General features: G+C 65.3%; 16 protein-coding genes and 1 pseudogene. 6 read left to right on the top strand and 11 right to left on the bottom strand.

The features are described from left to right. Positions 1 to 41: 41 nt before the first annotated feature. Entirely contained in the window at positions 42 to 1,034 is a 993-nt protein-coding gene (gene pip, locus ACI3EV_RS02960) for a prolyl aminopeptidase (protein WP_329769978.1), read from the top strand. An 89-nt stretch (positions 1,035 to 1,123) separates the two neighbouring features. Then, positions 1,124 to 1,474 carry a hypothetical protein gene (locus ACI3EV_RS02955; protein ID WP_329769979.1) on the top strand — a complete coding sequence of 117 codons (351 nt, stop codon included), beginning with the start codon at positions 1,124 to 1,126 and terminating at the stop codon, positions 1,472 to 1,474. Between the two features lie 9 nt (positions 1,475 to 1,483). Here the strand turns inward: ACI3EV_RS02955 and ACI3EV_RS02950 are convergent, their stop codons facing one another. Then, positions 1,484 to 2,461 carry an AEC family transporter gene (locus ACI3EV_RS02950; protein WP_329769980.1) on the bottom strand — a complete coding sequence of 326 codons (978 nt, stop codon included), beginning with the start codon at positions 2,459 to 2,461 and terminating at the stop codon, positions 1,484 to 1,486. A gap of 138 nt (positions 2,462 to 2,599) precedes the next feature. Here ACI3EV_RS02950 and ACI3EV_RS02945 point away from each other — a divergent pair, with 138 nt between their 5' ends. After that, on the top strand, positions 2,600 to 4,681 hold the full coding sequence (locus ACI3EV_RS02945; protein ID WP_337691489.1) for a UvrD-helicase domain-containing protein: 2,082 nt from the start codon (positions 2,600 to 2,602) through the stop codon (positions 4,679 to 4,681). On the opposite strand, the gene ACI3EV_RS02940 is transcribed toward ACI3EV_RS02945, so the two are convergent. The 3 genes from ACI3EV_RS02940 to ACI3EV_RS02930 form a co-directional block, all read right to left on the bottom strand. Next, positions 4,670 to 5,608, bottom strand: coding sequence for a transglutaminase family protein (locus tag ACI3EV_RS02940; protein WP_337691490.1), 939 nt, complete (start codon positions 5,606 to 5,608; stop codon positions 4,670 to 4,672). The two genes, ACI3EV_RS02945 and ACI3EV_RS02940, sit on opposite strands and share 12 nt — an antisense overlap. Further along, positions 5,605 to 8,232, bottom strand: a complete 2,628-nt coding sequence (locus ACI3EV_RS02935; protein WP_337691492.1) for a circularly permuted type 2 ATP-grasp protein — start codon at positions 8,230 to 8,232, stop codon at positions 5,605 to 5,607. Before ACI3EV_RS02935 ends, ACI3EV_RS02940 begins: the two co-directional genes overlap by 4 nt. A gap of 85 nt (positions 8,233 to 8,317) precedes the next feature. Further along, positions 8,318 to 9,316 (bottom strand): quinone oxidoreductase, encoded by a 999-nt coding sequence (locus tag ACI3EV_RS02930; protein WP_337691493.1) that lies wholly within the window; start codon positions 9,314 to 9,316, stop codon positions 8,318 to 8,320. 108 nt (positions 9,317 to 9,424) lie between these two features. Here ACI3EV_RS02930 and ACI3EV_RS02925 point away from each other — a divergent pair, with 108 nt between their 5' ends. Continuing rightward, positions 9,425 to 10,348: a DMT family transporter gene (locus ACI3EV_RS02925; protein ID WP_337691495.1), complete on the top strand. Its 924-nt coding sequence runs from the start codon at positions 9,425 to 9,427 to the stop codon at positions 10,346 to 10,348. 53 nt (positions 10,349 to 10,401) lie between these two features. Here ACI3EV_RS02925 and ACI3EV_RS02920 read toward each other — a convergent pair whose 3' ends face one another. From ACI3EV_RS02920 to ACI3EV_RS02895, 6 genes and pseudogenes are all read right to left on the bottom strand, one after another. Beyond that, positions 10,402 to 11,103, bottom strand: a complete 702-nt coding sequence (locus tag ACI3EV_RS02920) for an ABC transporter ATP-binding protein (protein ID WP_329770124.1) — start codon at positions 11,101 to 11,103, stop codon at positions 10,402 to 10,404. A gap of 279 nt (positions 11,104 to 11,382) precedes the next feature. Then, positions 11,383 to 11,733: pseudogene (locus tag ACI3EV_RS02915) on the bottom strand (hemerythrin domain-containing protein); the annotation flags it as partial. Between the two features lie 19 nt (positions 11,734 to 11,752). Next, the gene (locus ACI3EV_RS02910; RefSeq protein ID WP_329769988.1) at positions 11,753 to 12,514 is read right to left on the bottom strand and encodes an ABC transporter ATP-binding protein; all 762 of its coding nucleotides are present in this window, start codon (positions 12,512 to 12,514) and stop codon (positions 11,753 to 11,755) included. Positions 12,515 to 12,516: 2 nt separating this feature from the next. Further along, on the bottom strand, positions 12,517 to 13,455 hold the full coding sequence (locus ACI3EV_RS02905) for a branched-chain amino acid ABC transporter permease (protein WP_337691497.1): 939 nt from the start codon (positions 13,453 to 13,455) through the stop codon (positions 12,517 to 12,519). Positions 13,456 to 13,458: 3 nt separating this feature from the next. Beyond that, on the bottom strand, positions 13,459 to 14,331 hold the full coding sequence (locus tag ACI3EV_RS02900) for a branched-chain amino acid ABC transporter permease (protein WP_329769990.1): 873 nt from the start codon (positions 14,329 to 14,331) through the stop codon (positions 13,459 to 13,461). Between the two features lie 217 nt (positions 14,332 to 14,548). After that, positions 14,549 to 15,781, bottom strand: a complete 1,233-nt coding sequence (locus ACI3EV_RS02895) for an ABC transporter substrate-binding protein (RefSeq protein WP_337691500.1) — start codon at positions 15,779 to 15,781, stop codon at positions 14,549 to 14,551. 425 nt (positions 15,782 to 16,206) lie between these two features. Here ACI3EV_RS02895 and ACI3EV_RS02890 point away from each other — a divergent pair, with 425 nt between their 5' ends. Further along, entirely contained in the window at positions 16,207 to 17,055 is an 849-nt protein-coding gene (locus ACI3EV_RS02890; RefSeq protein WP_337691503.1) for an IclR family transcriptional regulator, read from the top strand. A 78-nt stretch (positions 17,056 to 17,133) separates the two neighbouring features. Beyond that, positions 17,134 to 18,105 carry a phenylacetic acid degradation operon negative regulatory protein PaaX gene (gene paaX / locus ACI3EV_RS02885; RefSeq protein WP_329769993.1) on the top strand — a complete coding sequence of 324 codons (972 nt, stop codon included), beginning with the start codon at positions 17,134 to 17,136 and terminating at the stop codon, positions 18,103 to 18,105. Positions 18,106 to 18,119: 14 nt separating this feature from the next. Here paaX and ACI3EV_RS02880 read toward each other — a convergent pair whose 3' ends face one another. Beyond that, complete coding sequence (locus tag ACI3EV_RS02880; RefSeq protein ID WP_337691507.1) at positions 18,120 to 18,896, bottom strand: spermidine synthase; 777 nt, start codon at positions 18,894 to 18,896, stop codon at positions 18,120 to 18,122. Between the last annotated feature and the right edge of the window lie 24 nt (positions 18,897 to 18,920).

Below are 18,920 nucleotides of genomic sequence, written 5' to 3'. Positions count from 1 at the left end.
CGTTACAGTAGGACCTTGTCCGAATCTCCCTGTAGCCTGCCATGACGATTTTCCAGCACAACACCAGCCACGACGATATCCACGCCGACAAGCGCGAACTGTATCCGCCGATCGAGCCGTTCCAGACCGGTTTTCTCGATACCGGCGATGGCCACCAGGTGTACTGGGAGCTGGTCGGCAACCCGGCGGGCAAGCCGGCCGTGTTCCTGCATGGCGGCCCGGGTGGCGGCTGCAGCGCCGACCATCGCCGCCTGTTTGATCCGGAACAGTACTGCGTACTGCTGTTCGACCAGCGCGGTTGCGGCCGCTCCACCCCGCATGCCAGCCTGGAGGCCAACACCACCTGGCATCTGGTCAGCGATATCGAGCGCCTGCGCATGATGCTGGGCGCCGAGCTGTGGCTGGTGTTTGGTGGCTCCTGGGGCAGCACGCTGGCGCTGGCCTATGCCGAGGAATTCCCCGAGCGCGTGAGCGAACTGGTGCTGCGCGGCATTTTCACGCTGCGCGAATCGGAAATCGCCTGGTTCTATCAGGCCGGTGCCTCCTATGTGTTCCCCGACCTGTGGCAGGACTACCTGGCGCCGATCCCGGAAGACGAGCAGGATGACCTGGTTGCCGCCTACCACCGCCGCCTGACCGGCGACGATGCCGAGGAGCAGCTGCGTTGCGCGCTGGCCTGGACCAATTGGGAGAACCGCACGATTGCGCTGCTGCCGCGCCCGCAGGCGGAGGATCCGCACCACGCGCTGGCCTTTGCCCGCATCGAGAACCACTATTTCACCCACGGCGGCTTTCTGGACGAAGCGCAGCTGCTGGTGCACGCCGACCGCCTGCGTGAGATCCCGACCGTGATCGTGCAGGGCCGCTACGATATGTGCACGCCGGCCACCAGCGCCTGGGACCTGTACCAGGTGCTGCGCAGCGTGGAAGCGCCGGTGGAGCTGCACTGGGTCGGCAATGCCGGCCATGCCTACAACGAACCCGGCATCCTGGACCAGCTGATTGGGGCGACTGACCGCTTTGCTGCCGGCTGAGGCAGACAGGCGCTTCAGCGAAATTCCTACATGCGAGCGGACGGCACCGGGTCGATACTGGGATCATTCCACCCCTCAAGGAGAATCCCATGAAAACCACCATCCTGACCCGTGCCACCCTGTTCGCCGCCTCCCTCGGCATGGCAGCTGCCGTGTCGGCACAGACGGCTCCGTCCGCTCCGTCCCCGAGCGGCGCGCAGAAAGGCTACCCGACGGCACAAGCGCATGAAGCCGCAGCCGCCCGCGGCGCCCCGGGCCAGCTGGAATCCAAGCCGCTGACCCAGTACCAGATCAACGCCCAGAAGCGCTGCGATCGCCTGCCGGAGCTGTACAAGCAGGCCTGCCTGGATCGCGTGAGCGGCAATGGTGAAGCGACTGGCAGCGTGGCTGCCGGCGGCATCCTGCGCAGCAGCGAAGTCATCATCGTTCCGGCGCAGTAAGCGCTGCGTTCAGGGGCGCATCCACTGCGTCACCAGCGCAAAGCTGACAAACGAGGCCAGCGTACTGAGCAGGATGACGCGCGCTACGCGCGTGTTGTCCGCGCCCAGACGCTCGGCCAGCAGCGAGACATTGCTGGCGCTTGGCAGCGCCGCCGCCATCACCAGCACTTGCATCGCCAGATCGGACAATGGCAATCCGGCTTGACGCGCCAGCACGCAGGCCACGAACACCAGCAGCGGATGCAGCAGCAGCTTGATCGCGGCGATACCAGCCGGATCTCGCCAGCCAGTGTCGGCATGCTGGCCGGACTGCGGCGCCATATTGGCGCGTGCCAGCACCGCACCAATCGTGAACAAGGCGACAGGCGTAGCGGCGTTGGCCAGCAGGCCGACCGTCTTGTCCAGCACCTCTGGCAGCACCCATTGCTGCGCCGTGAACCCGGCGCCCAGCAGGATCGCCCAGGCCATCGGATTACCGAGTACGCCGCGCAAGGCCTTGCCCAGCGCCTGGCGCATCGCCTGCAGGCCGCTGCCTTCGGCGCCATCCAGCCGCGACAGCGCAATGCAGATCGATGAGGTGACTACCATGTCGGCCGCCACCAGCAGGATGATCGGGCCGCCGGCAGCTTCGCCCAGCAAGGCCACCAGCAAGGGCACGCCCATGAAGCCGCTGTTCGGGAACACCGCCACCAGTGCCCCCATGGCGGCATCGTTCCAGTTGCGGCCCTGGCGCCGGGCGATGGCCACGGCCAGCGTGACCAGCACCGCGGCCACCAGCAGATAACAGGCCAGCAGTACGCCATCCAGCAGCTGCTGCAGCGGCGTGCGTGCCGCCAGCTGGAACAGCAGCGCCGGCAGGGCAAAAAACAGCACAAAGCTGTTCAGACCCGGAATCGCGGCCAGCGGCAACAGCTGGCGACGTGCCGCCAGATAGCCGCACAACACCAGCGCAAAGAACGGAAAGGTAACGGCAAGAATCGACAGCATGGACAGCACCCGGGAAGCGTTCCATTCTGCCAGAGTGCCGATGCCGCCCTGCCCCCGGCTTTCCCGCTTTGGGCGATAATGGGCCATCCCTGATCGACCCGCTGCGGCGGGTCTTTGCATTTGTCTTTCTGGAGTTCCATGTCGTCTGATGGCCTGAATATCGCGCAGCAGGAAGCGGTCAACTACCTGCACGGCCCCTGCCTGGTGCTGGCGGGAGCGGGCTCGGGCAAGACGCGCGTGATCACGCACAAGATCGCACGGCTGATCCAGGCCGGGCTGGAGCCGAAGCGCATTGCCGCCATCACCTTTACCAACAAGGCCGCCGCCGAAATGCGCGAGCGCGCCAAGGGCCTGATCGGTGCGAAAGCCGCGCGCGAGGTGGTGATCTGCACCTTCCACGCGCTCGGCGTGCGCATGCTGCGCGAGGACGGCCAGACGATTGGCCTGAAGGAGCAGTTCAGCATCCTGGACAGCGATGACGTGCTCTCGCTGCTGAAGGACTGCGGCAAGACCACCGATGCCGCCGTGGCACGTCAGTGGCAGTGGACCATCAGCCTGTGGAAAAACCAGGGCCTGACACACGCGCAAGCCTTGGAGCAGGCCAAGGGCAACGAGGAGCAGCGCAGCGCCGCGATGGTGATGCAGCTCTACCACGAGCGCCTGCAGGCCTACCAGAGCGTGGACTTTGACGACCTGATCCAGCTGCCGCTCAAGCTATTGCAACAGCATCCCGAAGTACGCGAGAAATGGCAAAAGCAGCTCGGCCACGTGCTGGTGGACGAGTACCAGGACACCAACGCCACCCAGTACGAGCTGCTGCGGCTGCTGGTGGGGCCGGACCGGCCTGATGCGCGCTTTACCGCGGTGGGCGACGACGACCAGAGCATTTACGGCTGGCGCGGTGCCACGCTGGACAACCTGCGCAAGCTGCCGGAAGACTTTCCCAAGCTGAAGGTGATCAAGCTGGAGCAGAACTACCGCTCCACCAGCACCATCCTGCAGGCCGCCAACAACGTGATCGGCCCCAACCCCAAGCTGTTTCCCAAGACGCTGTGGAGCGCGCTCGGCGATGGCGAGCCGGTGCGCGTGATCGACGCCGACAACGAGGAGCATGAAGCCGATCGCGTGGTGGCGCGCATCCAGAGCCTGCGCTCCACCTCCAGCTACAAGGAATTCCGCGACTTTGCCATCCTGTACCGAGCCAACCACCAGAGCCGTCTGCTGGAAACCGCGCTGCGCCGTGCGCAGATCCCGTACAAGGTCTCGGGTGGCACCAGCTTTTTTGACCGCGCCGAGATCAAGGACTTGTGCGCCTGGTTCCGCCTGCTGGCCAACAACGATGACGATCCGGCCTTCCTGCGCGCCATCACCAGCCCGAAACGCGGCATTGGCCACACCACCATGCAGCAGCTCGGCGAGTTTGCCGGCAAGTACCGCATCAGCATGTTCGAGGCACTGTTCAGCCCCTCGCTGCCGGCCGCCCTGCCCAAGCGGGCGGTGGACAGCCTGCACGAGTTTGGCCGCTACCTGAATGACCTGGAATATCGTGCACGCCACACCAACGGTGCCGAAGCGGCGCGCACTTTCCTGAGCGACTGGCTGCGCGAGATCCAGTTCGAGAAATACCTCTACGACAGCGAGGACAGCGAGAAGGTGGCCGCCGCACGCTGGAACAACGTGCTCGAATTCATCGACTGGATGGCGGGACGCGCCGGTGGCACGCTGGACGACACCGCCGGCGTCACCACCCAGAGCGAGATCAGGAGCGTGCTGGAAGTGGCGCAGACGATTGCGCTGCTCTCCACCATTTCCGAGCGCGAGGAAGACCAGAACGTGGTCACGCTGTCCACGCTGCATGCCTCCAAGGGCCTGGAGTGGCCGCACGTGATGATGATTGGCGTGGTCGAGGGACTGTTGCCGTTCCGCGTGGATGATGAGGCCAGCGGTGCCGAAGCCGAAGGCCTGCTGCAGCGCATCCAGGAGGAGCGCCGGCTGATGTATGTGGGCATCACGCGCGCGCAGCGCTCGCTGGCGGTGAGCTGGACGCGCCGGCGCAAGAAGGGGCGCGACATCATCAGCGCGCAACCGAGCCGCTTCATCAAGGAAATGGCGCTGGACAGCGCCACCGTCAAGGAAGATCCGCGCGAGAAGCTGAAGGCCTTGCGTGCCGAATTCGCCAAGAAGGCCGCTGCCAGCGCCGAGGCGAAATCACGCCTCTGAGCGATTCCGTTCGTGCTCCGGCTCGACCGTGACCGCCACCTCCAGCGCGCCGCCACGGCTGCCGTTGATAACGCCGCGCAGCGGTGACACATCGCTGAAATCGCGGCCCAGCGCCACACGCACATAGTCCTCGCCCGGCGTGTCCCAGCCCCAGCGATTGTTGGTCGGATCCAGATCCAGCCAGCCGCCGGGTGGATGATCCGGATCGGCATCGGCCGGTTGCAGGTCCGGCAGCCAGACCGAAGCCCAGGCGTGCGAGGCATCGGCACCGCGCAGGCGCGGCTGGCCCGGTGGCGGCTGCGTCAGCAGGTAGCCGCTCACATAGCGCGCCGCCAGCCCCTGCGCGCGCAGGCAGGACAGCAGCACATGGGCAAAGTCCTGGCAGACGCCGGCGCGCTGCTGCAGCACCTCGCTGGCAGTGGTGCCGGTGCCGGTGCTGCCGCTGCGGTAGATGAAATCCTGGTAGATGCGCTGCATCAACTCGATGGCGGCATCGTGCAAGGAACGGCCTGCCGCAAACGAGGGTCGGGCATATTCGGCGGCCAGCGCATCGGCCGCCGCATACTGCGAGGCAAACACGAAGATATGCGCCGGATCGTAGGGACCGCCGCTGCGGTAGACAAAGCGCTCTCGCACCTGCTCCCATGGCAGCTGGCTGCGGGCGGCGCGTGACGGCTGCGTCTCCACCACGGCCTGCGATGTCACCGAAAGCACATCGTGCGGTGCCGTGAGTGCAAACCAGGAGGTGGTGTTGCCAAAAATATCCTGCTGCGTCTCGATGTCGCCCGGATCAGGAGCTATCAGCAGCTGGTGCTGCAGGCACTGCTGCGCCGGCGTATCGGCCGGGCGCAGGAACACTTGATGCAAGGCATTGTCGACCATGTCGCCATAGCGGTAGTGCGTCTCGTGCGTGACATGCAGCTTCATGCCAGCCTCCCTTCGCGCAGGCCGTGCAGGGTCTGGTGCGTCACCACGCTGGTGTGGGTGAAATAGCGCTGCGACAGTGCGGCCGACAAGGCCAGCCCGCCTTGCATGCACTGCTGCAGCAGCACATGCAGCGCGCCGTGGTGGCCATCGCTATCGGCCTGGGACAGCTGCGCCAGCGGCACTTCGCCGGGCTTGGGCAGTAGCAGGCGCAGATCGGCCATGTCGGCATCGCGCCTACCACGCTGCAACCGCTCCATGCGTCGCTCCAGCGTGTAGGCGACCCAGCCGAGCGCGCGCGGGTTTTCCCGGCTGTGTACCAGCAGCTGCAGCAGGTCAGTCAGGTCGTGGCTGTGCTGGTAGTAGGCGTGGAAGGTGATGGTGCTGTCAAACAGCGCCAGCACCGCTTCAAAACCGTCCTCTTCCTGCACCACGCGCGCGGCAAAGGCCTGGTCCAGCGCATGCGCCAGGAACACCAGGCGCTCGATCATGCGGCCGCTCGACAACACGATCCAGCCGTCATCGCGCGTCATGCGGTCGAGCTGCGAACCGGTGATCGCCGTCATGCGCTGGCTCAGTCGGCGCAGCATGTGCTGTGCGCTATCCAAGCGGTAATCCTGCTCGCGCAGCAGCCGGTCACCGTCCTCGACAAAGCCCTGCTCGGCCGCACGCAGCTCCTGCCAGTGCTCATTCGCCAGCCGGTCACGCACGCGCGATGCCGTGCCGTGCAGCCAGGCCAGCTGCTGGCGGATCATGCCCTGCCCATCTGCACCAGCCAGGCCATCGATCAGGCTGCGCAGGCAGCCGGCCGGATCGTCCGCCAGCAGCGGCGCAGCAGATTCCGGCAGCAGCCCCTGGTCGCGCAACAGGCCATCGAGCCAGTGCAGCAGTGCGGGCGAGGCACGCTCCTCGCCTGACAGCAGGTTGAGCACCAGCTGCACGGTGGCCACGCTGTTCTCGACACGCTCGGTATAGCGCCCCATCCAGAACAGGTTGTCGGCGGCACGGCTGGTCACCAGCCAACCGCGCAGCGAGGTCGGCATGCCGCTGGCGACCGGCTGCAGGATGCCCGGCGGATGGCCAGTCTCGGTCGCATCATCCGGCGCCTGCACCCAGACGTCGGCACTGGAACCGCCGGAGCGCATCGCCGACAGGCCGCTGCTCTCGCCCACCAGCCGCACCAGACCGCCCGGCACCACGCGCCATTCTCCCGGCGCATCGGCCACGCAGAACACGCGCAGCAGCGCCGGTCGGAAGCCGGCTTGACCGTCCTGCCCCGGCGCACCCGCGTGCCAGACCGGCATGCTGGACGGCTGCAGGTAGCGCTGGATGGTGTAATCCTCGCCCCGCGCCAGGATGCGCTGCACCCATTGCTGGCGCTGTTCCGGCGTCAGCAGGCGCGACAGGACCGGATCAAAAGCCTTGCGCTGCGGCACGCCACCAGGATGCGCAGCCGGATAGGTCGCCTTGATCACGCAGTCATCGATCTGTGCCAGCGCTTCGGGCAGCACCGCCTGCTCGCCACACCACCAGGTGTGCAGCGCCGGCAGCTGCAGCTCCTCGCCCAGCAGCCGCGGCCCCAGCGCCGGCAAAAAGCCGAGCATGGCGCTGGATTCGAGAAAGCCGCTGCCCGGCAGGTTCGACACGATCACGCTGCCAGCGCGGATCGCCTGCAGCAGGCCCGGCACGCCCAGCTGCGAATCGGAGCGCAGCTCCAGCGGATCCAGATACTGGTCGTCGACGCGCTTGAGCAGCACATCGACCTGCTCCAGCCCGTGCAGGGTCTTGAGATAGAGCTTGCGCTCGCGCACCGTCAGGTCGCTGCCCTCGACCAGCGTAATGCCCAGATAGCGCGCCAGATAGGCCTGCTCGAAATAGGTTTCATTCAACGGCCCAGGTGTCAGCAGGGCGATATGGGCGCGCTCGCCAGCCGGGCTGCGCCGGCGCAGGCTGGCCACCATGGCGCGGTAGACCGTGGGCAGGCGCTGCACGCGCATGCGGTCCAGCGCCTGCGGAAACTGCTGCGCCACCACATGGCGGTTTTCCAGCATATAGCCCAGGCCGGCCGGCGCCTGCAGCCGCTGCGACACCACCCACCAGGCACCGTTCTCATCACGGGACAGGTCGAAGGCCGCGGTGTGCACATGCATGCCGCCAGCCGGTTGCACGCCATGCATGCCCGGGATGTAATCGGGATGGCCCAGTACGAGCGCCGGCGGCAGCAGGCCTTCGTGCAGCAGGTGCTGCGGACCGTAGACGTCGGCCATCACCCGGTCCAGCAGGCGCGTACGCTGCAGCACGCCTTGCTCGATCTGCTGCCAGTCGGCCGTGGGCAGCAGCAGCGGAAACAGGTCGAGCGACCAGGGCCGCTGCACCTGGCCATCGTGGGAGTGGACGTTGTAGCTGACGTCGTTGTCGCGGATATGGCGCTGCAGCGCCTGCACACGCTCGTCCAGGCTGGCCGGCGTGTGCGGCTGGCTGGCAAAAAAGGTCTGCCAGTACGGCGCCAGGCCACCCGGTGCCGCCAGCAGCGCTGGCAGGCTGCCGCCACCACTGGCCTCGGCGTCCGTCACGGCACGGCCGTGCAACTCGCTGAAGTGCGGCTGCGCGATTCCGGCCTGGCTCATGGGATCTGTCTCTGTCACGCTCTGTCCATCATCCGTGCTGATGGCCCCATTGTGCCGCAGGCATGGCCTGCGGACCGGCACAGGCTCAGAGCGTCAGCACGCTGGAACCGGTGGTCTGGCGGGCTTCCAGCGCGCGGTGCGCCTGCTGCACGTCTTCCAGCGCGAAACGCTGGTCGATATGGATCTTGACCTGACCACTGCGTATCACGTCGAACAGGTCGCCCGCCATCGCATCCACCGTGGCGCGGCCCTGCTTCAGGTGCGTGAACAGGGTCTGGCGCGTCAGGTAGGCACAGCCGGCCTGGGCCAGTGCCAGCGGTGCCACCGGCGGTACCGGGCCACTGGCATTGCCGAAGCTGACCATCAAGCCAAACAGTGCCAGGCTGGCCAGCGAACCTTCGAAAGTGTCCTTGCCGACCGAGTCGTACACCACCTTGACGCCAGCGCCGCCCGTGATCTCGCGCACGCGCTCGGCAAAATTCTCTTCGCGGTAGTTGATGGCATGGGCAGCCCCATTGGCCAGTGCCAGCGCGCACTTCTCGGCGCTGCCAGCGGTAGCAATCACCTGCAGGCCGAGCGCCCTGGCCCACTGGCAGGCGATCAGGCCGACGCCGCCAGCGGCGGCATGGAACAGGATGTGGTCACCGGCCACCAGCTCATGCTGGCCACGCACGCGGCGCAGCAGGTATTGCGCCGTCAGGCCCTTGAGCATCATGGCCGCACCAGTTTCAAAGCTGATGTCGTCCGGCAGCTGGCAGACGGTATCGGCCGACAGCGTGCGCAGGTCGGCGTAGCTGCCCGGTGCGGCGGCCACATAGGCGACACGATCGCCCGGCTGGAAGCCGCTCACGCCCTCGCCCACCGATTCGACCACGCCAGCCGCTTCCATGCCCAGCGTGGCCGGCAGCCCCATCGGGTACAGGCCGGTCCGGAAATAGACATCGATATAGTTCAGTCCGACCGCCTTGTGCTGGATGCGCAACTCGCCGGGACCGGGTGCCGGCACCTCGATCTGGCGCAGTTGCATGGTCTCGGGGCCACCGGTGGCATCGATCTGGATGGCGCGGCTGGAAATGGCGGTCATGTAGAGTCTCCTGGCAAGCAATGCGATGAATAGCAACAAGGCGATGCTACCCGAGAGCCTGTTGTCCCTGTCTGCAGCGCAGGGATTTTCTTGCTACAGTGGCTCCCCATGTCTGTTTCCACCACTCCTGCCGGGCGCATTCCGCTGACGGCCATTTTCCTGTTGACGCTGGCCCCGATGATGTGGGCCGGCAATGCCGTGGTCGGCCGCCTGCTGGCCGACCTGATTCCCCCGGTCACGCTGAACCTGGTGCGCTGGTCGCTGGCGCTGCTGGTATTCCTGCCGTTTTCCTGGCGCACGATTGCACCATCGAGCCCGCTCTGGGCGCACTGGAAGCGCTACGCCATCGTCGGCCTGCTCGGCATTGGCTGCTACAACATGTTCCAGTACATGGCGCTGCACACCTCCACCCCGGTCAACGTCACGCTGGTGGCGGCCAGCATGCCGCTGTGGATGATGATCATCGGCCGGCTGATCTACAAGGTGCCGATCACGCTGCCGAAACTGTTCGGTGCCGGGCTGTCGCTGGCCGGCGTGCTGTTCGTGCTGTCGCGCGGCTCGCTGGCCAACCTGCTGCAGCTGCAGCTGGTGGTGGGCGACCTCTACATGCTGGCCGCCACCGCCTGCTGGTCCATGTACAGCTGGATGCTGCTCTACACGCGTGAGCCGGTCGAGATCCGCAGCGACTGGAAAGGCATGCTGATGGCGCAGCTGTGCTTTGGCGTGCTCTGGTCGATCTTCTTCACCGGCCTGGAATGGGCAGTGATGCCCGATCTGCATGTGGACTGGCAGAACCCGACGCTGATCATCGGCCTGGCCTTTGTCGTGCTCGGCCCGGCGCTGCTGGCCTACGCCTGCTGGGGCATCGGCATCCAGCACGTGGGCCCGACGATTGGCGGCTTCTTCACCAACCTGACGCCGCTGTTCGCCGCCGTGCTGTCAGTGCTGCTGCTGGGCGACATGCCGGCCTGGTACCACGGCGTGGCGTTCCTGCTGATCGTGGGCGGGATTGTGGTGTCGTCGCGGCGCTGAAAACAACAACGCCTGGTCTGATCACCAGGCGTTATTGTTGAGTTTGATGCAGCTTACATCCCCAAATACGCCGCCCGCACATCCTCGTTCTGCAGCAGTTCCTGCCCCGGCCCGGTCAGCGTGACGGAGCCGGTTTCCAGCACATAGCCGCGATCGGCAATGGCGAGCGCGGCGGAAGCGTTCTGTTCCACCAGCAGGATCGTCATGCCCTGCGCCTTGAGCGCCTTGATGACGTTGAACACCTCTTCCACCAACAGCGGCGCCAGGCCCATGGAAGGCTCATCGAGCAGCAGCAGCTTGGGACGGCCCATCAGCGCACGACCAATCGCCAGCATCTGCTGCTGGCCGCCGGACAGGGTACCGGCCGGCAGTGCACGCTTTTCCTTGAGGATGGGGAACATGCTGAACACCTTCTCCATGTCCTCGTTGACGGTGGCGCGCGACTGGGTAAAGGCGCCCAGACGCAGGTTGTCCTCGATCGACAGCGGACCGAACACCTGGCGCCCTTCGGGGCTCTGGCAGATACCGCGGCGCACGCGCAGGTCGGCGCGCAGGCGCGAGATGTCCTCGCCAGCAAACATGATCTTGCCGGCCGACATCGGCTGCACACCCGACAGCGTGCGCATGAAGGTGGTCTTGCCGGCGCCGTTGGCACCGACCAGCGCCACCAGCTCGCCCTGGTGCACTTCCACATCCAGGCCCTTGAGCGCCTTGATGCGGCCGTAGCAGCTTTCCATGCCCTGCACCGACAGCAGCAGCTCGCCAACGGGCTTGTGCGCCTGACCCGCCGGTGCCACTGGCAGCTTGCCGCCTTCGCTGGCACCCAGACCAACTGATTCCGGGGCCAGGCTGCTCAGGCGGTGGAACTGCTGGGCAAACTCGGCCTGCGCCTCATCGCCAAACAGCGGATCGGCGTTGTTGGCAAACACGGCGTTGATGTGCGTCCAGTCGTCCTCGGTAAAGCTCTTGCGCGCCAGCGCCATCACGTCCTTTTCTTCGGTACGGATATGGTCCTTCAGCAGCACGGCATAGGAGCGCAGGTGCGCGACAAAGCTGGCGCGGCCCTGGGCATCGCCCTGCATGGCGCGCGCCATCGAGGCGCGCAGCTCGCGCACCGATTCGGTACCGTGGCGGTGGTCGGCTTCGAGGCGGTCCAGCACGGCGGCTGCTTCCGGGCTGCGCTCACGCAGCAGCGGGAAGAAGTGGGCGTCTTCCTTGCCGTGGTGGCTGCCGTCCACGTACTTGTCGAGGTAATCGAACAGGACGACAAAGAAATCGTCCTCGATCGGCTTGCCTTCGCCGATCTCGTTGGCCAGCAGTTCGAGCGTGGCGGCAATGCGCCACAGGTTCTGGTGTTCTTCGGTAATGATGCGCAAGGCTTCCATGGGGTTTCCTTCGGGCGTCTCAGGCATGTACGCCCAGGTAGGCAGCAATCACGTCGGGATTGTTGCGGACTTCTTCGCGCGTGCCTTCGGCCAGCTTGCGGCCGTAGTCCAGCACCAGGATGCGCTGCGACAGGTTCATCACCATCTTCATGTCGTGCTCGACCAGCACGCAGGTCACGCCGCTGTCGGCCACCTTGCGCACCAGTTCGTCGATCTCGTGGGTTTCGGTATGGTTCAGGCCAGCTGCCGGCTCGTCCAGGAACAGCAGCTTGGGCTGCATGGCGAGCGCACGCGCGATTTCCAGGCGCTTCAGCGCGCCGTAGGACATGGCGTCGGCACGCATGCCGACCTGCTTGCCAAGGCCGACAAATTCCATCAGGCCGGCCGCTTCCTCGCGCAATTCGGCATCGCGACGCGTGATCGAGGGCAGGTGCAGCGCGCCCTTGATCAGGTTGCGGTCCAGGCGCAGGTGCGCGCCGACCATCACGTTTTCCAGCGCCGACATGTTCATGCAGATCTGCAGGTTCTGGAAGGTGCGCGCCACGCCACGGCGTGCCAGCTCGTCCGGGGACTTGCCCTGGATTTCCTCGCCGTTGAGGCGGATCTTGCCGCTGGTCGGCTTGTAGACGCCGGTGATCAGGTTGAACAGCGTGGTCTTGCCGGCACCGTTCGGGCCGATCACGGCATAGATCATGCCGGGATCGATGCTGAAGGACACATCGTTGACGGCCTTGACACCGCCAAACTGGATGGAGAGGTTCTGTACGTCAAGCATGGACATGCTCAATCCTCCTTCTTGGCGAACTTGCTGGCCAGGGTGGGCACGATGCCCTTGGGCAGGAAGATCATGAACATCATCAGGATGGCACCGAAGATCACCGTCTCCCAGCCTTCCAGCGTGGCCAGCGCCTGCGGCAGTGCCGTCAGCAGCGCGGCGCCCAGCAACGAGCCCCAGACCGAGGCCATGCCACCCACCACCACCATGGTGATCAGCTCGACCGAGTGGAAGAAGTCGGCAAACGACGGCGTGACCATGCCAACGTAATGCGCAGCCACGCTGCCCATGATGCTGGCGAACACGGCCGACAGGGTGAAGATGGCGACCTTGTAGCGCACCACGTTCACGCCCACCACGCGCGAAGCCACTTCAGAGCCGTGCAGCGCACGCAGCGCGCGGCCAAACGGGGAGTCGATCAGGTTCAGCGAGGCCCAGACGCTGACCACCAGGAAGGCAGCCACGACCCAGTACCAGTGGCGGTCGGTATCCAGCGCCAGGCCGAACAGCTCCATCGTCGGCACTACGATGCCGTCCGGGCCACCGGTCAGCTGCGACTCGTTGCGCAGCACGATGTTGACCAGAATGCCGAGGCCAAGCGTGGCCATGGCCAGGTACTGGCCCTTGAGGCGGAAGATCGGGCGCGCGATCAGCGCCGCCAGCCCTGCACACAGTGCGGCACCGGCGATCAGCGCCAGCAGCGGATGCCAGCCAAAATGCGTCGGCAGGATCGCCGAGGCGTAGGCACCAATGCCGAGGAAACCCGCGTGGCCCAGGCTGATCTGGCCGGCAAAGCCGACCAGCAGGTTCAGGCCCAGCACGATGATGGCGTTCATGGAAATGCGGATCAGCAGGTCCAGGTAGTAGGCGTTGCTGATCACGAATGGCGCCACGATCAGGCAGGCCGCCAGCACCAGCAGGGAAATCCAGGTCGTTGTCTTGCGCATGATTTACACCCGGTCGGTAGACTTGCCGCCAAACAGGCCGCGCGGCATGAAGAACAGCACCAGCAGGATCAGGATGAAGGGAATCGCATCCTTGTAGGCGGAAGAGATGTAGCCGGCACCCATGGATTCAAGCACGCCGACCAGCAGGCCGCTGATCACGGCACCCAGGCCGTTGCCCAGGCCACCCACCACGGCAGCGACGAAACCCTTCAGGCCAAGCATGATGCCGACGTCATAGGAGGTCATGGTCACCGGCGTCAGCAGGATGCCGCCGAGCGCGCCCAGCGCTGCGGACAGGCCGAAGCTGATGAACAGCACCTTGCTGGTGTTGATACCGACCAGCTGCGCCGCGGTCTGGTTGAACGAAGTCGCCAGCATGGCCTTGCCGGACAGCGTGCGGCTGAAGAAGTACCAGAGCGCCACCACCACCAAGGCGGTCACGCCCAGCACCCACAGGCTTTGCGGCTGGATCGCGGCACCCAGGATGATGATCGGCGTCTCTCCTGAAAACGCCGGCAGGCTGAAGGTGCCCTTGCCCAGCCAGACCTGGATCAGGCCGCGGATGAACAGCGAGGCACCGATGGTGATGATGATCAGGGTCACGGTTTCGGCGCCCTTGACCGGCTCGATGGTGAGCTTTTCCATCAGGATGCCGACCACGGCGGGAATCAGGATCGCCAGCAGGAAAGCGACCGGCATCGGCAGGCCGGTCTGGCTGAAATAGACCGCCAGCATGCCGCCCAGCATGATGAACTCGCCCTGGGCGAAGTTGATCACGTTGCTGGAGTTGTAGATCAGGGTAAAGCCGAGCGCGGCCAGGGCATAGGTCGATCCGACCGTAATGCCCGAAAACAGGAATTGCAGGAACTCTGCCATGGTGAATACTCCCTGGTGTCAGATGAACTGGGGCGGGCGGTCATGCAGACCGGGCGATCCAGTGCGGCGGTGCTTGTTATGTGGTGTATGCGCCAGGTTGGCGCTGGCCGCCTGACAATGCAACCGGAGGGGAACAGGATCCTGCCGCCTACCTGGCGACAGGACCAAGGGGAAAACAGGCCGCCGGGTCAGGTTGACACCGGCAGGCCGGAAGGCATTACGGAACCAGCGTCCACTTGCCGTCCTTCACCTCCAGCATGTTGAAGGCGTGCATGTCCAGGCCGTTGTGGTCGGTCGGGGACATGTTGAAGATGCCGCTGGTACCGACCAGGCCCTGGGTGCTCTCGATGGCATCGCGCACTTTTTCCTTGTCGGTAGTACCGGCACGCTTGATGGCATCCACGGCGATCATCAGGCCGTCATAGGCATAGCCGCCGAAGGCCGAGGTTTCCTGGTTCCACTTGGCACGATAGGCGTTGTTGTAGGCCTCGACCACCGGCTTCTGCGGATCGTCTGCCTTCAGCGCGGTCGGATCCAGCTGCGGGGAAGCAGGCATGCGCACGCCGTTGGCAGCGTCACCGGCCAGCTGCAGGTAGGCGTTGGAAGACACGCCATGCGACTGGTACAGCGGCAGCTGGATGTCCAGCTGGCGGTAGTTCTTGGTGGCCACGGCCGGGCCCTGGCCCATGCCGAAGATGAACACGGCCTGCACGCCAGGGGTGTTCTTGATCTTGGTGAGCTGGGCGCTCATGTCGGTGTCCTTGGGACCGTAGGTTTCGTTGGCCAGGATCTCGATGCCCATCTTGCCGGCCACACCCTCGGTTTCCTTCTTGCCGGACTGGCCGAAGCCGCTGGTCTCGGACAGCAGGCCAATCTTGGTGATGCCGTTCTTCTTCATGTCGTCAAAGACTTTTTCAGCGGCCATGCGGTCGGTCTGCGGCGTCTTGAACATCCACTTCTTGATCGGCTCGGTGACCACCACGGCGCCCGCCAGGGAAATCATCGGCACACCGGCCTTGTCGACCAGCGGCGCCATCGCCATGGTGGAACCGGTGGTGGTGCCACCAACAATCACGTCCACCTTGTCGTCCTCGATCAGGCGCTTGCCGAAGCTGTTGGCCTTGTTGGCATCGCCGCCATCGTCATAGTGCACCAGCTGCAGCTGGCGACCCAGCACGCCGCCCTGCTTGTTGATGTCTTCCACGTACATCTGCAGCGTCTTCAGCTCCGGATCGCCCAGGAAAGAGGCCTGGCCGGTTACCGACAGCACGCTGCCGATCTTGATCGGGCCGGTGGCGTTGGCAGCTGCCGCGCCGGAAGCGCCGCTGGCCGCCGTATCGCCGGAGCTCTTGGAGTTGCACGCCGTGAGCAGGGTGGCAGCGCCAGCCAGCATGACGGCCGTGACCGCCAGGGAAGTACCTGTTTTCAGGCTGTTGAAGGCGAATTTCATGTGGGGAGTCCTCTTGGTTCGTGGTTGCACATGGTGTCGGGTCGACCAGTCCGGCAGCTGGGGAAAGGGGGCTGCCGGACCCGGGTGTTGCCGCCTGCAGCAGCTGGCCCGGAACAGGCCCGGTCTTGCTACAGATGGTCACTTCGTGGCGGATTATAGGTATCATTCCCCAGCTCTCACACTAGGGTTTACGATTGGTGTAATTCGTTTTGCATGGAGTAAAAACGGGCTTTCCATCCATCAAAATCATGGTGTTAGCGCAAGCACACGGTTCTGTCACGGCCCCCAGGCTGGCCCGGAATTCGCGCTTTTCCGTGTTTTTGCAACACCTTCATCTCGTCACCTGAGCAAACAAGAAACATGTATCACGTCAACCCGATTGCCGGCACCTCCGCCCCGGCGCCCTGCCCCACGGCGCGGCCAGCATGGCCTCTGCACGGAAAGTGCCAGCCATGAGCGTGCTGGAGAAAGACAGCCGCAGCGGCGTGCAATCCATCGAAACCGGCATGGCGGTGGTGCGGGTCCTGGTCAACAGCCAGGGACCGATGATGCTGCGCGATATCGCCCTGCAGGCCGACATGCCGCCGGCCAAGGCGCACCGCTATCTGGTCAGCCTGATCCGCGCCGGTCTGGTCACGCAGGATCCGGCCAGCTCGCACTATGACCTGGGGCCGTTCGCCCTCAGCATCGGCATGGCCGCCGTCAACCGCATCGACCGCGTCCGGCTTGGGCTGGAAACGATCTCGGACTTGCGCAACAGCATCAACGAGACCACTGCGCTGTCGGTCTGGACACCGGGCGGGCCGGTGATCGTGCGCTGGGAACGACCGCGTCGGCCGATTACTGTCAACGTGGTGACTGGCGTGCAGGTGGACCTGCTCAGCAGCGCCAGCGGCCTGGTATTTGCCGCCTGGCTACCCGAGGCGCGCATCCTGCCGATGATCCAGGACGAACTGCGCCGCCAGCCAGCCGATGCACCGCCGCGCACCCTGGCCGATGTGCGCGAGCAGCTGGCGCAGATCCGCCAGCAGGGCGCAGTGAGCGTGCGCGAGAACTACTTTGCCAGCGGCGTGCAGGCGCTGGGGGCACCGGTGTTCAATTTCCGCAACGAGATCACCATGGCGCTGGTGGTGGTCGGCATTGCCGGCATGAGCGACCTGGGCGAACACAGCGCGGCCATGCAGGCCTTGCAGCAGGCGGCACGCACCCTGTCTACCCGGCTCGGCTCCACCCTGTATGGCCAGCAAGCCCCGGCTGACATCCAGCTGACGTGATGGCCTGCCATACTCCCGGGAGAGCGCATACCTTCCTATAATCCACCATTTACCTGTAGCCCTTCACGCGGCTCCCGCATGCCTGTTTCCCTTGCCCAAGCCCATATCGATGCGTTCAGCCAGCAAAGTCGCGTACGCGCCGGCTCCGTCATCATTTCCGTATTCGGCGATGCCGTCCATCCGCGTGGAGGACGCATCTGGCTGGGCAGCCTGATCCGCCTGCTCAAGCCGCTGGGCATCAGCGAACGCCTGATCCGCACTTCCGTGTTTCGACTGGTACAGGAAGGCTGGCTGCGCACCGAGGCGCATGGCCGCAAGGCCGACTACCTGCTGACGCCCGGTGGTCAGCAGCGCATCGAAGACGCCGCGCGCCACATCTACGCCTCCAGCGCGCCCGCCTGGGATCGTCGCTGGCGCCTGATGCTGACGGTGGGCGAGCTCAGCGCCCGTGAACGCGAGCTGCTGCGCCGCGCCATGTTCTGGCAGGGCTTTGGCCTGGTCGGTGGCGATTGCTTCATCCACCCGAGCGCCGACCTGACCGCCGCCTCCGACGCCCTGCTCTCCGAAGGCCTGGGCGAACTGCTGCACAAGCTGATGCCCTTGCTGGCGGTAGAAAACCATTTTGGCAATTCGGCGCGCAACGTGGACATGATCCTGCACGCCTGGGATCTGGAACATCTGGGCGCGTCCTATACCGCCTTTGTCAACAGCTACCGCCCGCTGCTGGAGGCCTTGCGCCAGCAGTCAGCCGATGCGCTCACCGACGAACAGGCCTTTCTGCTGCGCACGCTGGTAGTGCACGAATACCGCCGCCTGCTGCTGCGCGATCCGGAACTGCCGGCCGAACTGCTGCCGCATGACTGGCCGGGCAACGAGGCGCGCATCATGTGCCGCGAGTTCTACCGCCGGCTGCTGCAAGCGTCCGAGCGCCATCTGGACAAGCAGCTGGAATGCGCCAACGGCGATATCCCGGCCGCGCAGGAGCTGCTGCACCAGCGCTTCCAGGCCGAGGATCCGTTTGCCGACCTGACCCAGCCGAACGCCAGCTGACCCAGCCTGCCGCTTCAGGCCAGTTCGGCCACCGGTCGCAACACCTTCGGCCACTTGTGCGCCGGCAGGCCCCAGCGCTCCTTGATCTCCAGCGCACGCTGCTCCAGCACGGCCCGCTCAGGGTGCGTTGCCGTGGCCTGCGCCAGCACCACGGTATTGCCCTCGCGCGTCGGCTTGAACGTCCAGACCGCCGTCTCGCCAAAGGCTTCGCAGATCCTGGTCAGGCTGGCATCGAAACTGCTGTCGCGACCAAACAGGTTGACCGTCATGCAGCCATCGGGCGTCAGCAGCGCCTTGCAGTCACGGTAGAAATCGGCATGGTCCAGCACCGGGGCGGCCGCCTCTTCGTCATACAAATCCACCTGCAGCGCATCGATCGCGCCCTGCCATTCGGGCTGGCGGATTTCCTCGGCGGCATCGCCCAGAATCACGTTGAGCTTCTCGTTATTGTCCGGCAGACGGAACCACTGGCGGCAGGCGGCATAGACCTGCGGGTTGAACTCGATGCAGGACGTCAGCATCTCGAGCTTGCGGTAGCTGAAGCGCGTCAGGCTGCCTGCACCCAGGCCGAGCTGCATGGCATGGCGTTCGGCTACGCTGTCGGGATCGACAAACAGCAGCCAGGCCATCATGCGCTGCACGTACTCCAGCTCCAGCTTCACCGGGTCCTTCAGCCGCATCGCGCCCTGCACCCATTCGGTGCCCAGATGCAGGTAACGGCAGACGCCGTCTTCGGAGAAATTCACTTCAGGCCAGTACGGCTCGGGCTGGGGGGTGCGTTGCTTGGACATGCGGCATTGTAGAACGCCGCTGCC

The sequence above is a fragment of the Allobrachymonas wangyanguii genome, from assembly GCF_045055315.1.
GTDB lineage: Bacteria > Pseudomonadota > Gammaproteobacteria > Burkholderiales > Burkholderiaceae_C > Brachymonas > Brachymonas wangyanguii.
The sequence above is the reverse complement of the archived record's forward strand: the minus strand, read 5'-3'. Positions and strand labels throughout refer to the sequence as shown.

Coding starts and splice junctions, on each gene's coding strand:
- paaX (WP_329769993.1), top strand. CDS start 17,134: ATGCCTGTTTCCCTTGCCCAAGCCCATATCGATGCGTTCAGCCAGCAA.
- ACI3EV_RS02925 (WP_337691495.1), top strand. CDS start 9,425: ATGTCTGTTTCCACCACTCCTGCCGGGCGCATTCCGCTGACGGCCATT.
- ACI3EV_RS02890 (WP_337691503.1), top strand. CDS start 16,207: ATGGCCTCTGCACGGAAAGTGCCAGCCATGAGCGTGCTGGAGAAAGAC.
- ACI3EV_RS02880 (WP_337691507.1), bottom strand. CDS start 18,896: ATGTCCAAGCAACGCACCCCCCAGCCCGAGCCGTACTGGCCTGAAGTG.
- ACI3EV_RS02940 (WP_337691490.1), bottom strand. CDS start 5,608: ATGAAGCTGCATGTCACGCACGAGACGCACTACCGCTATGGCGACATG.
- ACI3EV_RS02910 (WP_329769988.1), bottom strand. CDS start 12,514: ATGTCCATGCTTGACGTACAGAACCTCTCCATCCAGTTTGGCGGTGTC.
- ACI3EV_RS02905 (WP_337691497.1), bottom strand. CDS start 13,455: ATGCGCAAGACAACGACCTGGATTTCCCTGCTGGTGCTGGCGGCCTGC.
- ACI3EV_RS02950 (WP_329769980.1), bottom strand. CDS start 2,461: ATGCTGTCGATTCTTGCCGTTACCTTTCCGTTCTTTGCGCTGGTGTTG.
- ACI3EV_RS02900 (WP_329769990.1), bottom strand. CDS start 14,331: ATGGCAGAGTTCCTGCAATTCCTGTTTTCGGGCATTACGGTCGGATCG.
- ACI3EV_RS02930 (WP_337691493.1), bottom strand. CDS start 9,316: ATGACCGCCATTTCCAGCCGCGCCATCCAGATCGATGCCACCGGTGGC.
- ACI3EV_RS02895 (WP_337691500.1), bottom strand. CDS start 15,781: ATGAAATTCGCCTTCAACAGCCTGAAAACAGGTACTTCCCTGGCGGTC.
- ACI3EV_RS02955 (WP_329769979.1), top strand. CDS start 1,124: ATGAAAACCACCATCCTGACCCGTGCCACCCTGTTCGCCGCCTCCCTC.
- pip (WP_329769978.1), top strand. CDS start 42: ATGACGATTTTCCAGCACAACACCAGCCACGACGATATCCACGCCGAC.
- ACI3EV_RS02945 (WP_337691489.1), top strand. CDS start 2,600: ATGTCGTCTGATGGCCTGAATATCGCGCAGCAGGAAGCGGTCAACTAC.
- ACI3EV_RS02935 (WP_337691492.1), bottom strand. CDS start 8,232: ATGAGCCAGGCCGGAATCGCGCAGCCGCACTTCAGCGAGTTGCACGGC.